A 13464-nucleotide genomic window follows, 5' to 3' on the forward strand; every position below is an offset into this window, starting at 1 on the left:
ACTCTGGTTTATTTGGTCAGCGTTGCACAGGCCGTCTGGGCCCATCTAAGGGCCAGAGGCGAAAGATGCGGCCCGACCTGTCTGAGAACCTTGGCATGATAGTCATTGATCCAGTCAATTTCTGACTGATTCAGCATATCTGGCATCAACATATCCGTCTGGATCGGGATCCAGGTCATGTTCGAGAACTCCAGAAATCCGTCATCTGCCTCGACAATTTCGAACAGGTTTTCGATGCGAATGCCGAACCTGCCGGCCTCGTAATATCCCGGCTCGATCGACATAACCATGCCAGGCATCAGGTCGACCGGGTTGTAAGGTTTGCCAATGCGCTGCGGATGTTCATGGACAGACAACCGGTGGCCAATTCCATGACCCGTTCCGTGGTCATAATCCAATCCCAGATCCCACAGCGGGCGGCGACAGATTGCATCAATGTGATGGCCCTGTGTGCCTGCAGGAAAGCGCAGCGTGGCCAGAGCGTGAAAGGCCTTGAACACTGCGGTATAGGCCCGGTCATATCCATCAGGCCGCTGAGGCCCGAACGAAAAGCTGCGCGTGGCATCCGTTGTGCCGGTGTCGTACTGCCCCCCGGAATCCAGCAGGTATGTGCCCCGCGGTTGGATCGGAACGGTATTGTCGACCTCGGTAGCGTAATGACACATCGCGGCATTGCCATCGGCGGCCGAGATTGTGTTGAAGCTTTCGTGGATGAACCCATCCTGAACGCTGCGGAAGGCCAATACCCGCTGTTCTGCTTCGCGCTCGGTCACCGGTTCAGCCTGTTTCTGTACCTGAGCCGCCAGCCAGGCGCAGAATTCGGTCCAGGCGATCCCGTCCCGGATATGGCAAGCGCGCAACCCTTCCAGTTCCGTTGTATTCTTGCGGGCTTTGGTTTTGCTTAACAATCCGTTGACCGGCACGCCCTTCGCTCCGGTACGCTCCAGCACTTGTTTGACCGCCGTCGGCGAAAAATCGGGGTCGAAAATCACAGCCTGGCCGGGCGCTGTGAGATCACTGAGTGTAGACAGAAAACCATCCGGCGCCTGAACCGAAACATTTTCCGGCATGTGGTCAGTGACATCGGCATCCAGTTTTTGGTCAGACACGAACCAGTGCACTTGGCCCGAGCTTTGCAACAGAAGGAAAGAGTTGGGAACAGGGTTGAAAGCCACGTCTGAGCCACGCACATTAAGCAGCCAGGCGATGTTGTCGGGCTGAGTTTCCACCAGCAAGTCGGCCTCTCGGCGTGTTAGCTCTGTGGCCAGATCCGAGATCTTATCACCCGCCGCCCGGCCCGAAAACTGAAGTGGAAATGGCTCGATCTGTCCTTGGGGGGCAGCGGGTTGGTCGGTCCAGATTGCATCGACCGGATTTGAAGCCGTCGCTACCATCGCGGCACCGCTGCCTTCCAGCCCGTGCTCAAATCGGTCAAACCAGACCGGCGGTAGGTGCATCGAGTCAAAGCCGATTTTCCATCCTTTCTGTGCAACGGCGGCCAGCCAGTATTCGGGCGGCTCGTTAAACAGATGATGGTGCGAGAAAACAGCCTCGGCACACTGGTTTGCAGCCTGCACCACATAGCGGCCATCGACAAATAAAGCGACAGTTTCGGGTGTGACGATGGCCATGCCTGCCGAGCCGCTGAAGCCAGTTACAAAGGCGAGGCGTTCATCATGAGGGGCAACATATTCGCCCTGATGTGCGTCGTAGCGGGGCACGATAAAGGCATCCAGACCTTGTGCTTTAAGCTCTGCGCGCAAGGCCGAAACAATCGCGGATCGGTCGGTTCCGGGGGCATCAAGCATCGGCATTTATCTCTTCAACATGGTGACAGGCGACCTCGCCACGATTTTCAAAAGGCAGCAGGGCAGGCACTTTGGCTTTGCATATGTTGCTGGCGTGAGGGCACCGGACATGGAATGGGCACCCTGAGGGCATGTTCAGCGGTGAAGGCAGCTCTCCCTCAAGCCGCTTGACGGTGCCCCGGTTGTCGGGGTTCAGCGAAGGCGCGGCTGAAAGCAGAGCTTGGCTGTAAGGGTGGGAGGGGGCGGAAAACAAGGTTTCGCTGTCGCCGATTTCAACGATCCGCCCAAGGTAGATTACCGCGACCCGGTTTGAAACATGACGGACAAGCCGCAGGTCATGGGCCACAAACAGGATTGTCAGATCAAGTTCCCGCTGCAGGTCCAGCAACAGGTTTACCACCTGCGCCTGAACCGAAACATCTAGTGCCGAGACCAGTTCGTCCGCAATCAGAACTTCGGGTTCGACCGCCAATGCGCGCGCAATGGCGATCCGCTGACGCTGACCTCCGGAGAATTCGTGCGGCAGCTTGTCTTGCGCGTCCTTCGGAAGGCGGACCAGATCAAGCAACTCGGCCACACGGTCGGGAATTTCTGCTTCTGGGCGCATGTTGTGAACGCTCAGGGCTTCGGCCAGAATTTGCCCTGTCGTCATCCGGGGATTGAGCGATGAATAGGGGTCCTGGAACATCATCTGAACCCGGCGGTTATAGGTGCGGTCAGCTTTGATTTCGCCGTCGAATATGTCCTGACCTTCAAAGTGGATTGAACCGTCGCTGGGCTTATGAAGGCGCACGATACACCGGGCTAGTGTGGACTTTCCACACCCGGACTCTCCGACGACGCCCAGAGTTTCGCCGCGGGTCAGATCTAGGCTGACACCATTCAGCGCCCGTACTTCGCGACCAGGACGCCGCGAAATGACATCGCCGATGCTTCGGCCCATTGGGAACCGCAGATGCAGGTCACGGATTTGCATCAGGGCGGTCATGCGGCGTTCCCTTGGGTTTTGGTTATCGGGTTGAAACAGGCGACCTGTCTATGTTCGGTGATCAGGGTCATCGCTGGGCGCTCTTGCGCGCAGGCGTCTATGCATGCGGCACAGCGCGGTGCAAACGCGCATCCGGCAGGCAGGGCATCCAGTGCGGGCGGCACTCCGGGAACAGAATATAGCGGCGTGCGAGGAGCGATGTTTTCGGGCACAGACCGCATCAGACCGACAGTGTAGGGGTGATGCGGTGACCGCAGCACATCGCGGACCGGCCCTTGTTCGACGATCCGTCCCGCATACATAACGGCCACGTTGTCGCAAGTCTGGGCAACCACGCCAAGATCATGGGTGACCAGCACAACCCCCATATCCATATCCTGCGCCAGTCGCAGGATCAGATCGAGGATCTGGGCCTGAATGGTCACGTCCAGAGCTGTGGTGGGCTCATCCGCCAGCAACAGTTTGGGTTCTGCGGCAAGCGCTATTGCGATCATGACCCGCTGGCGCATTCCGCCGGAAAATTGGTGAGGATAGTCCTTCAAGCGTTGCGCTGCCGAGGGGATGCCGACAAGGTCCAGCATTTCGATTGCCCGATCCAAGCGCGCGGCGCGGGGCAGGTCGGTATGGGCACGCAGGGTCTCTTCCAGTTGCAGTCCGACTGTCAGCAGAGGGTTCAGCGAAGTCATCGGTTCCTGAAAAATCATCGCGATTTCGCGACCCTGAAACCGACGAAGAGCCCTGTCTGACATGGATATCAGATCACTTCCATTCCAGCGCACCTGGCCGGTCACGTCGCCATAGCGGCGCGCCAGCCCCATGATCGAGCGCAACGTGACGCTCTTGCCCGACCCGCTTTCGCCGACCAGCCCCAAAACTTCACCCCGGTTCACGCCGAAACTGACATCGCGCAGCGCAGGCAGCGCGCGACCGTTCTTGTGAAAGGTTGTGCATAGCCCGGTTACTTCTAGAAGTTTCGATTGGTCCTGCATCGCTATCCCCGCGGTCTCAGCAGATCGGCAAGCCCATCGCCCAAAAGCGAAAAGCCAAGGCCGGTCAGAACGATGGCGATGCCGGGCATCAGGCTCAGCCACCAGGCGGTCGAGATAAAGTTGCGCCCTTCGGCGATCAGCACGCCCCATTCGGCCTGCGGTGGTTGCGCCCCCAACCCCAGATAGCCAAGGGATGACCCCAGCAAGATCACCAGCGCCATGTCAGTCATCCAATAGACAATAACCGGTGTTATCGCGTTTGGCAGCAGGTGGCGGAAGATGATGCGGCTGTCGGAATATCCCATCACCACCCCGGCCGAGGCATAGTCATTCCCCATTTGAGCGATTACCTCGGCCCGCATCAGGCGCGCATAATAGACCCAGTAAACAACTGAAATCGCGATATACATGTTGATCAGGCCCGGCCCTAGAACCGCAACCACGGCAATGACAAGAACCAGGAAAGGAAAGGTGATTACAGCGTCAACGATGCGGCCAAAGATCATGTCCGCGATGCCGCGATAATACCCGACCAGCGCGCCAACAGTTATACCAGTGACCAATGCGAATACAGTCCCGAAAATTGCCATCTGCATGTTGACCTGATAGGCCCAGATGACGCGGGATAGGCTGTCGCGCCCTAACAGATCTGTGCCGAACGGATGTGCCCAGGATGGTGGTTGGCGCAGGGCCAGATAGTCGATTGCGCTTGGGTCATAGGGCGCGAATACGCCGGGAAACAGGGCAAGCAGCACCGAAAACCCGATGATGATGCACCCGGCCACGAACCCAGGTTTGCGCAAGGCCCGCTGCATGAAGGTGGGGCGCTGCGAGGTGCTGTTGAAGGTCGCGTCACTCATTGCAGGCGCATCCTTGGGTCAAGGCGACTCTGAAACAGGTCGGTCATCAGGAAAACCACGGAAACCAGAACAGCAAATGTCAGGGTCAGCCCCTGAATCAGGGGGTAGTCGCGGGCAAAGATAGCCTCGAGCATCAGGCGCCCCATTCCGGGCACGGCGAATACGGTTTCGGTGACCAATGTCCCGCTCATCAGATTGCCGATGGACAGGCCCAGCAGGGTTACCGTGGAAATCAGCGCATTGCGCAGGACGTGGCGACCCAGAACCAAACGAGGCGGCAGGCCTTTGGCACGCGCGAACTGGACATATTCGGCGTCCAGAACCTCGATAATCGCGCTGCGCAGGTTCCGCATGATGATGGCCGAGGTGTAAAGCGCTACGGTCACTGAAGGCAGGAACAGGTGATAGAGCCGCTCGGTAAAGGTGTCGCCATATCCTCCGACCGGAAACAGGCGCAGCTGTGCTGCCAGAAAGGTCAACAGAACGAGGCCAATATAGAACACCGGCATCGACAGCCCGATCTGAAAGACGGTGCGGATCACCGCATCAGGCCAGCGGCCCCGGTTGAGCGCAGCAACAAAGGCCAGCGGACCGGCAATCAGCAGCGACAAAACCACCGAATACACAGTCAGGAAGACAGTGATAGGAAGCCGGTCAGAAATCACATTGATCACATCCGAGCGCATCAGGATGGACCGACCCAGATCGCCCTGCACGGTGTTGGTAAGGAACAGCCAGAATTGCACCAGCATAGGTTCGGTCAACCCAAGCCGTTCACGGATGGCCTGGATGTCGGCGTCCGAGGCACGATCACCGGCCATCGCAATGGCAGGGTCCCCCGGTAGCAATCGAACAAGAAGAAAAATAATAATCATGACCAGGAAAAAGGTCGGGATCATCATCAGGAGTCGTTTGAAGATATAGGACAGGCTGGACAAAGCGAGCTCCGCAAATTTGTCCCGCCGCCTGAAAGCGGCGGGACCAGGGGTCTTACCTTAGCGGCTGACGGTTGCTTGATCGAAGATATTGTTGCCCAGAGGGGTCTGGACATAGCCTTCGACAGCCGAGCCAACTGCAACGGCAAAGGGGGTCTCATACATGAACAGCAGGGGGGCTGCCTCGGCATATAGCTCTTGCATTCGGGCGAATTTCGCTTTGCGCGCCTCGGCGTCCATTTCACCGGCGGCTTCGTCGAACAGGGTGTTAAACTCGGCGTTTTCCCAGCCGGTTCCTACCGCCTTGGCCGTGGGTGTGTGGCCCAGCCAGCCCACCACCTGGCTGGGATCATTTACATCGTTGACCCAGCCATAGGTGTGAATGTCAAACTCACCTGATCGGTTCTTTGCGCCGCGTGTTGCGCCGTCCACTTGCTCGACCACAAGATCGACGCCCAGAGGAGCCCACATCTGCTGGAGCGCCGCAAAGATGGTTGCATCGTCCGCAGAACCTGCCAGCGTGGTAAAGGTGATTTCGGTTCCATCGGCAAACCCGGCCTCGGCCAACAATGCCTTGGCCTTGTCCACGTCATAGCCATAGAGCGGGGTCATGTCGGCGGCATATTGGGTAGCCTTGGCCATCAACGGCGAGCTCATCGGTTGACCCGCGCCATGCAGTACCAGCCCGATCAACGCTTCTTTGTTGGTGCCATAGTTCAGCGCCTGCCGGACGCGGGCGTCGGCCAGTGGGTTGGCAGAACCATCGGCTCGGCTATCGCGCGTATTGATTGGCGAATAGATGATCCGCGTCGACGGATAGAGGTTCATGTTGATGTTGGAATCCTGCTCCAGCTCGGCCACACGGCTGAATGGTATGAATTCTGCGGCATCAACTTCTCCGGCCTGCAAACTCAGGATGCGGGTAGCGTCATCCGGGATGATCTCAAAATGTACGGCATCCAGATACGGCAGAGCTTTGCCGTCTGCGCCCATGCGCCAATAGTTTTCATTGGCGCAGAAATCCATCGATGCACCTTGTTCAAAGCCACACAGATAGAAGGGGCCAGAGCCTACTCCGGCGGCTGTGGCGGCAAATATCGCAGCGGATTTTTCCTGATCTGTTGCACCTTCTGCGGCCTCAAAGGCCGCTTTGGACACGATTGCCGTGTTGAATGTGGCCAGCATGGACAGGATGGTTGGATCCGGGCTGCCAAGGGCAACCGTGATCGCGTTTCCATCTGCGGTAACCGCGTCGATCGAACCCAGCAAGCCAGCCCAGGGGCTCAGGTCGGGATTGCGCGCTCGGTCGAGGGAAAAGACTACGTCGTCACCTGACATGGGCGTACCGTTTGCGAATTTGATCCCCTCGCGCAGGGTCAGCGAAACCGTTTTACCATCGTCAGAGACCGTATAGGTCTCAGCAAGGCCGGGCTCGACAGAATTACCGTCGGCACTGCTGCGCAGCAGGGTGTCGAACAGGCTGCCGACCATCCAGATATCGGGGTTGCGATCCGCATAGATCGGATCAATCAGGCGCGACCCGTCATAGCGTGCAAAGTTGAGTGTGCCGCCTCTTTCCTGTGCCAAAGCAGGCATGGCCAGGGTGGCGGCAACGGTTAGTCCCAAAACCGTCTTCAATTTCATAATCAGTCCTCCCGCAGAATGAATTCATGCTCGGGGCGACCATATCCGATTCTTAACAATACTAAAGCTTTTTTTAGTGATGGGTGAAAAATGGCCAAATGTATTTAGGCTGACCTCTGTTCGGTTGGTCAATTTAACTTGCCACAAAGCCGGAATCATTGATCGGAGAGGTTGTTACCCAAAGCTCTACGGCTTCTACGTCCCCCAATACGACTGAGAAATGACGGGTAGATGTGTCGTGGTGAACGACGTCACCTGGCGACATAATGAAAACCTTGTCACCAAGGTGATATTCAAGCCGTCCCGAGATCAGATAGCAAAACGCCTCGCCCTCATGCCGCATCTTTTCGGAAACGTGCCCCGGGGGGCGATGAACGATCTGTGGGTTGAACAATGCACCGGTAAAACCAGGGCCCAGCTTCTCATAAAACCTGCCCCGCATACCCAGGGAATATGTCTGGCGGTTGTCCTTTGCCACATATTCGCTGAACACCTCGGGTACGCTGAGCAGCTTTTCGATGCTGGTTTGAAGTGCCGCGGCAATCGCCATCAGCGAGGTCAGCGAGGGTGAGCTCAGGCCGCGCTCGACCTGAGACAGAAAGCCCGTTGTCAGATCAGAGGTCTGTGCGACCTTGTCCAAAGTCAGGCCCATCGCCTTGCGCCGCCTGCGAATTGCCTGCCCCAGCTCGGTCGGCGTGCCCTTCGGCTTTGATTTGTCGCTCGCGTTTGCTGCGTTCATTCCCTGTCTCCCGGAATCGTGGGTTGCCGCGCATTCAACCGGATCGCAGAGGAAATATCAAAATTTTTTTAGCAGAGGTAAATTTTTTTGGGAAGATCCGGGTGTAAACCTTCAAACCCCTCAATTTTTCCAACGGCTTAGTATCTAGCGAAACAGAATCAGAGTTTGATTGAGTGACGCCGATCCGCCGAGATCATGTCGCGGATGTTCTGGACGATTTGTTCCGCATGGGCGCTCGCCAATCGGTCGGCCTCGGTGATGTCCTGGGCCGCTATAGCTGCGATTATGTCGTCATGTTCCAGGGAATACCGATCCGGTAACCGATCCCCAAAGGACGAATAATAGGGCCGCATGATCCGTTGCCCTTCGTTCAGCAATCTGCGCGTCAGGCTTTCGTAATATGGGTTGCGCCCTGCTTTGGCGATTGCATTATGAAGCTCTGCGTTTTTTGCGATCATGGTCAGAACGTCATTTCTGGCAGCCGCATCCGAAAATTCCTGTTGCCGTATGCGAATGTCGCTCAGATCCTGGTCCGTTCGGTATTCGGCGGCCAGCCGGGTTGTAACGCGATACATCAGGGTCATCGCATCAAAGAATGTGTGAAGATTCAAAAAGTCTATGGGCGCCACGATGCTCGCGCGGTTCGGCAGTGTCGCCACCAACCCTTCCGATGTCAGCCTGACAAGGGCTTCGCGGATCGGGGTGCGCGACATCGAGAACCGCTCGCTCAGCTTGGCCTCGTCTATGGCGCTGCCGGGCGCAAGGGCGAGGTCGATGATTTCGTCCCGCAGGGTTTCATAGACGAACTGAACGCCTGATCCACGTTTGCGGCCGGCTTCGACCGGCTTTCGTTTTTCCATGTCAGAGCATTCCCTAGCCGCTGGATCGCGGTCCATCTGCGTTCGCACATCAATTTTGCCACACGTACCGGTGCTAAGTCGAGTGTTAATCCCAGCCAAAAACCAGTTGTTTTTCACGTATTTTAGGGCCTTATTCCTTCTTGTCGAAAATTTGTCGACAAATAAAATATTTAAAGTAGACTGACGGCAAGATTACACGAATCCCTAACCCGGTGGGGCAATCCACCGGCCCGGCAAAAAAATACGGAGACCCAAATCGTGAACCCGAATGTCTTTTCCGGATGCATCCCGGCCCTGATGACGCCCTGTCGCGCGGATCGCAGTCCTGACTTTGAGGCGCTTGTGCGTAAAGGTCTTGAGCTGATCGAGACGGGCATGTCCGCGGTTGTCTATTGTGGCTCGATGGGTGATTGGCCCCTTTTGACCGATGCGCAGCGTATGCAGGGCGTCGAGGCGTTGGTCGGGGCTGGTATCCCGGTGATCGTGGGAACAGGCGCGATCAATTCGGCCCTGGCAATCCAGCATGCCGCACACGCGCAGAAAGTGGGCGCCAGCGGCTTGATGGTCATTCCCCGTGTACTGTCACGCGGCGCGTCCATGACTGCGCAGCGGCACCACTTCAAAGGCATTCTGGCCGCGGCACCGGATCTTCCCGCAGTGATCTACAACAGCCCTTATTACGGATTTACCACCCGTGCGGACCTGTTCTTTGATCTGCGCAAGGACCACCCGAACCTGATCGGTTACAAGGAATTCGGCGGCGCCGAAGATCTGCGCTATGCCTCCGAAAACATCACCAGCGGTGATGACAATGTTTCCCTGATGGTCGGCGTGGATACCGCGGTGTTCCACGGGATCGTGAATTGTGGCGCAACCGGCGCCATCACTGGGATCGGGAATGTGCTGCCCGATGAGATTCTGCATCTGGTGGATTTGTGTCAGGCGGCGGCCAAGGGCAATGCCAACGCGCGTGCCCGGGCGTTGGAGCTTGAGGCGGCTTTGGGCGTTTTGTCGTCCTTCGACGAAGGCACCGATCTTGTGCTCTACTACAAACACTTAATGGTTATGACGGGTCATCCCGAATACACGCATCATTTCAACGAAACAGATGCCCTTACTGACAGCCAGCGCGGCTATGTTGAACAACAGTTCAGACTGTTCCGTACCTGGTACGAGAACTGGAGCAGTCAGGCCGGTTCTTCGGCGCAAAATGCAGCGTGAGGATTGGGTATGTCGTTGAATAATGGATATGTTTTTCGCGGTCAGCACTTGATTGGCGGTCAGTGGGTTGGAGCTGATGAAAGCTTTGCCTCCAGCCCCGTCTCGGGTGAGGGGAGCAACTTTGCTGCGGGAACGCCTGAGTTGGTTGATCAGGCCTGTACCCTGGCCGAGGCTGCCTTTGGAGATTACGCCAATCGCAGCCGAGGGGATCGAGCCAGATTCCTGAATGCTATCGCGGATGAGATCGAGGCCCGTGCCGAGGCCATCACCAGCATTGGCAGTGCAGAAACCGGTCTGCCCGAGATGCGTCTTCAAGGCGAGCGGGGACGCACGGTTGGTCAGTTGCGCATGTTTGCCGAATTCGTCCAGGATGGTGCGTATCTAGAGCGCCGCCATGATCTGGCGATGCCGGATCGCCAACCCGCCCCACGTCCTGACATCAAGATGATGCAGCGCCCGGTTGGCCCGGTGGCTGTTTTTGGCGCCTCGAACTTCCCCTTGGCATTTTCGGTTGCCGGAGGTGACACCGCATCGGCACTGGCCGCAGGTTGCCCGGTCGTGGTCAAAGGCCACCCCGCCCATCCGGGCACCGGCGAAATCGTCGCTGATGCCATCCACGCGGCGGCCAGGGCGACCGGTATGCCCGACGGCGTATTCTCATTGGTGCAAGGTGGGGACCGCAGCATCGGAGAAGCATTGGTAAAGCATCCGGCAATCCGTGCCGTGGGCTTTACCGGTGGGCTGGCCGGAGGCAGGGCGCTGTTTGACCTCTGCGCAAGCCGCCCAGACCCGATCCCGTTCTTTGGTGAATTGGGCTCGGTCAATCCGATGTTTGTTCTTCCAAACGCTATGGCCGCCAGAGGTGAAGAGATCGGCAAAGCCTGGGCGGGGTCGATGACCATGGGGGCAGGGCAGTTTTGCACCAATCCGGGCGTTGCCGTGATGATCACAGGCGATGATGCTGACCAATTTATCGATGCTGCTGCGAGTGCCCTGAGTACAGTGCCGTCACAGACCATGCTGACCGATGGGATTGCCGAGGCATTTCGATCCGGCCAATCGCATTTGGCCGAACATCCTGCCGTGCGCACGATCCATCAAGGTTCCACGGCAGGCCGTTCAGCTGAACCGGCGCTATTCGAAACCGATGCCGAAGCGTTTCTGGCTGATCCCAGCCTCAGCGAAGAAGTGTTTGGGCCCGCATCGCTGATTGTGCGCGTGGACTCGGAACAAGAGATGGTTGCCTTGTCAGCCCAGCTGGACGGGCAACTTACCGCCACGATCCAGATGGATGACAGCGACACTGCGCTGGCGCAGCAACTCTTCCCGATTCTGGAGCGCAAGGCCGGGCGGTTGCTGTTCAACGGCTTCCCAACCGGGGTCGAGGTGGTGGGGTCCATGGTCCACGGGGGGCCTTATCCTGCCAGCACGAATTTCGGCGCAACAAGCGTCGGCACAATGGCCATCCGCCGTTGGCTGCGACCCGTGGCATATCAGAACATGCCCGCCGCACTCAGCCCCGAAGATCTGGAAGGCTCGACGCAATAAGCGGTGAACCACAGGGCTGAGGCTAGAAATTGCCTCGGCCATATCAAAGGCTTTGGCTCCGGTGAACGGGGCCGGGCAGGGACACCCAGATCGGCTGTTCCGTATCATCCGCAACACTCTGCCATAGAAGCAGATCACCGGAAATTCCGCGTCATTCGACGTGCAAAATCGGGCTTTGGCCCATAACAGGAGGACAAGATGAAACTCTTCTCGAACTTTGCCGCCCTGGCGGTAACAGCCACGCTTGCAATGCCCGCAAGCGCCGCAGAAATTGAATGGAAGATGACCGCAGCGATTGGTGAAGGTTCATTCTTTTACCAGAACTTCATGGAACGATTTGCGGCCAATGTAGACACACTGACCGCGGGGCGCATGCATGTCCAACCTTTTGGCGCGGGCGTTCTGGCCCCGGCCTTCAAGGCGTATGAAGTAGTTCAGGACGGCATCGTCGAAGCTGGTCATTCCACGCCGTCTTATCTGGTAAACCAGGACCCGACCAATGCCGTTTTCGCCAGCTTCCCCGGTGGCATGTCCGGCGAGGCGACCCTGCACTGGATCTATGAAGGCGGCGGTGAGCAGATGCTGCAGGATTTCCGCCGCGAAGAAATGGGTCTGCACACGCTGGTCGTTGGGGTCGGTACGTCCGAAGTGATGGCGCATTCGAACGTCAAGATCGAAACAACCAACGATCTGAAGGGCGTCAAATACCGGACCTCGGGCGCATGGGCCGCAGTTCTACAGGAAAGCTTTGGCGGCGTTCCGACGGTTGTCCCGGGAAATGAGATCTACACTTTGCTGCAGCGTAAGGGTGTGGACGCGGTCGAATGGTCGACACCAGGAGGCAATATCTCTGAAGGTTTCCACGAGGTTGCGCCCTATATGATCATGCCCGGCGTGCATCAGCCATCCTTTCTGTGGGAAGTCTTCGTCAAACAGGAAACCTGGGATGCTCTGCCCGAGGATATCAAGCTTCAGGTTACCGCAGCGGCCAAGCTGACAACATACGAAAGCTTCACACATTTCGGTCACGCGGACATTCAAGCCATGGCTGCCTTCCGCGACACCAAAGTTGAAATCATCAACATGGTACCAGCGGAATCCGAAAAGATCCGCGCCGCCGGGCGCGATTGGGCCCGTAGCCAGGCTGCCAAAAAAGCCGAAGACGGAAGCGCCCGGATGCAAGAGGTTCTGGACAGCTACCTCGCCTATCAAGCGAACTGGGCCGAGAATTCGGGTTATTTGGTTCGCGACAGCGCCGAATAGGCTCTGCCCTGACATTGGTTGGATGACCGGATATTCGTGCCGGTCATCCGTTTCCGGGGACATACATGACCACTATTCTCAGAGTCATCGACGCGATTGCCGGGGCGCTGGCCCTGCTGGGTCGATGCGTAATTTTTGCCCTGATCGTGGCAATGCTGTACGAGGTTGTTGCTCGCTATGCGTTTGGTGCGCCGACGCTTTGGGCGTTTGATATCTCGTACATGCTGAACGGTTCGGTTTTTCTGCTTGGGGCGGCTTATGCCCTGCGCTGTGACGTGCATGTCAGGATCGACTTTCTGTCTCAGCGTATGCCGATGCGGGCGCAGCAGCTGTTGAACGGTGCTGTCTTTCTGTTGGTCATGACACCGATCACGACCATCTTTGCCTGGGTTGCAAGCAAAAAGGCCTGGAAAGCACTGATCACCGGAGAGGTCGAAAGCGTCAGCCCCTGGGCGCCGGTTGTCTGGCCGTTTTACACGGTCATCGCCGTTGGTCTGGCGGCCTTGGCGCTGCAATTCCTGGCTGAGGCGATCAAGTTGCTTTCGGGGCGCAAGAAACCTGGTGAGGCACCGGGCGAACTGGACGGCATGGAAGAAAACCAATGACACC

General features: G+C 57.6%; 12 protein-coding genes. 4 read left to right on the forward strand and 8 right to left on the reverse strand.

Annotated elements, in window-relative coordinates:
* Positions 1–8: 8 nt before the first annotated feature.
* The 8 genes from AC2FIC_RS04680 to AC2FIC_RS04715 form a co-directional block, all read right to left on the reverse strand.
* Complete coding sequence (locus AC2FIC_RS04680) at positions 9–1808, reverse strand: aminopeptidase P family protein (protein ID WP_496692992.1); 1800 nt, start codon at positions 1806–1808, stop codon at positions 9–11.
* Positions 1801–2796 carry an ABC transporter ATP-binding protein gene (locus tag AC2FIC_RS04685; protein WP_496692993.1) on the reverse strand — a complete coding sequence of 332 codons (996 nt, stop codon included), beginning with the start codon at positions 2794–2796 and terminating at the stop codon, positions 1801–1803. The genes AC2FIC_RS04680 and AC2FIC_RS04685 overlap by 8 nt, the downstream gene beginning before the upstream one ends.
* Positions 2793–3785, reverse strand: a complete 993-nt coding sequence (locus AC2FIC_RS04690) for an ABC transporter ATP-binding protein (protein WP_496692994.1) — start codon at positions 3783–3785, stop codon at positions 2793–2795. The genes AC2FIC_RS04685 and AC2FIC_RS04690 overlap by 4 nt, the downstream gene beginning before the upstream one ends.
* A 2-nt stretch (positions 3786–3787) precedes the next feature.
* Positions 3788–4645 carry an ABC transporter permease gene (locus AC2FIC_RS04695; RefSeq protein WP_281973161.1) on the reverse strand — a complete coding sequence of 286 codons (858 nt, stop codon included), beginning with the start codon at positions 4643–4645 and terminating at the stop codon, positions 3788–3790.
* Positions 4642–5583: an ABC transporter permease gene (locus tag AC2FIC_RS04700; protein WP_142637818.1), complete on the reverse strand. Its 942-nt coding sequence runs from the start codon at positions 5581–5583 to the stop codon at positions 4642–4644. Before AC2FIC_RS04700 ends, AC2FIC_RS04695 begins: the two co-directional genes overlap by 4 nt.
* Before the next feature lie 57 nt (positions 5584–5640).
* Positions 5641–7224 carry an ABC transporter substrate-binding protein gene (locus tag AC2FIC_RS04705; RefSeq protein ID WP_496692995.1) on the reverse strand — a complete coding sequence of 528 codons (1584 nt, stop codon included), beginning with the start codon at positions 7222–7224 and terminating at the stop codon, positions 5641–5643.
* Positions 7225–7357: 133 nt separating this feature from the next.
* A complete protein-coding gene (locus AC2FIC_RS04710; protein WP_496692996.1) occupies positions 7358–7963 on the reverse strand; it encodes a helix-turn-helix domain-containing protein in 606 nt (201 codons plus the stop codon).
* A gap of 158 nt (positions 7964–8121) precedes the next feature.
* Positions 8122–8823: a GntR family transcriptional regulator gene (locus AC2FIC_RS04715; protein ID WP_496692997.1), complete on the reverse strand. Its 702-nt coding sequence runs from the start codon at positions 8821–8823 to the stop codon at positions 8122–8124.
* A gap of 258 nt (positions 8824–9081) precedes the next feature.
* On the opposite strand from AC2FIC_RS04715, the gene AC2FIC_RS04720 reads away from it, so the two are divergent.
* From AC2FIC_RS04720 to AC2FIC_RS04735, 4 genes are all read left to right on the forward strand, one after another.
* Positions 9082–10044, forward strand: a complete 963-nt coding sequence (locus AC2FIC_RS04720) for a dihydrodipicolinate synthase family protein (RefSeq protein ID WP_496692998.1) — start codon at positions 9082–9084, stop codon at positions 10042–10044.
* 9 nt (positions 10045–10053) lie between these two features.
* A complete protein-coding gene (locus AC2FIC_RS04725) occupies positions 10054–11592 on the forward strand; it encodes an aldehyde dehydrogenase (NADP(+)) (RefSeq protein WP_496870036.1) in 1539 nt (512 codons plus the stop codon).
* A gap of 198 nt (positions 11593–11790) precedes the next feature.
* Complete coding sequence (dctP, locus tag AC2FIC_RS04730) at positions 11791–12855, forward strand: TRAP transporter substrate-binding protein DctP (protein WP_496690002.1); 1065 nt, start codon at positions 11791–11793, stop codon at positions 12853–12855.
* A gap of 65 nt (positions 12856–12920) precedes the next feature.
* Complete coding sequence (locus AC2FIC_RS04735) at positions 12921–13460, forward strand: TRAP transporter small permease subunit (protein ID WP_496870037.1); 540 nt, start codon at positions 12921–12923, stop codon at positions 13458–13460.
* The last annotated feature ends 4 nt before the right edge of the window (positions 13461–13464 follow it).

This window comes from Ruegeria sp. CDSC079, from assembly GCF_059610505.1.

Coding starts and splice junctions, on each gene's coding strand:
- AC2FIC_RS04725 (WP_496870036.1), top strand. CDS start 10,054: ATGTCGTTGAATAATGGATATGTTTTTCGCGGTCAGCACTTGATTGGC.
- AC2FIC_RS04735 (WP_496870037.1), top strand. CDS start 12,921: ATGACCACTATTCTCAGAGTCATCGACGCGATTGCCGGGGCGCTGGCC.
- AC2FIC_RS04695 (WP_281973161.1), bottom strand. CDS start 4,645: ATGAGTGACGCGACCTTCAACAGCACCTCGCAGCGCCCCACCTTCATG.
- AC2FIC_RS04680 (WP_496692992.1), bottom strand. CDS start 1,808: ATGCTTGATGCCCCCGGAACCGACCGATCCGCGATTGTTTCGGCCTTG.
- AC2FIC_RS04710 (WP_496692996.1), bottom strand. CDS start 7,963: ATGAACGCAGCAAACGCGAGCGACAAATCAAAGCCGAAGGGCACGCCG.
- AC2FIC_RS04705 (WP_496692995.1), bottom strand. CDS start 7,224: ATGAAATTGAAGACGGTTTTGGGACTAACCGTTGCCGCCACCCTGGCC.
- dctP (WP_496690002.1), top strand. CDS start 11,791: ATGAAACTCTTCTCGAACTTTGCCGCCCTGGCGGTAACAGCCACGCTT.
- AC2FIC_RS04715 (WP_496692997.1), bottom strand. CDS start 8,823: ATGGAAAAACGAAAGCCGGTCGAAGCCGGCCGCAAACGTGGATCAGGC.
- AC2FIC_RS04690 (WP_496692994.1), bottom strand. CDS start 3,785: ATGCAGGACCAATCGAAACTTCTAGAAGTAACCGGGCTATGCACAACC.
- AC2FIC_RS04685 (WP_496692993.1), bottom strand. CDS start 2,796: ATGACCGCCCTGATGCAAATCCGTGACCTGCATCTGCGGTTCCCAATG.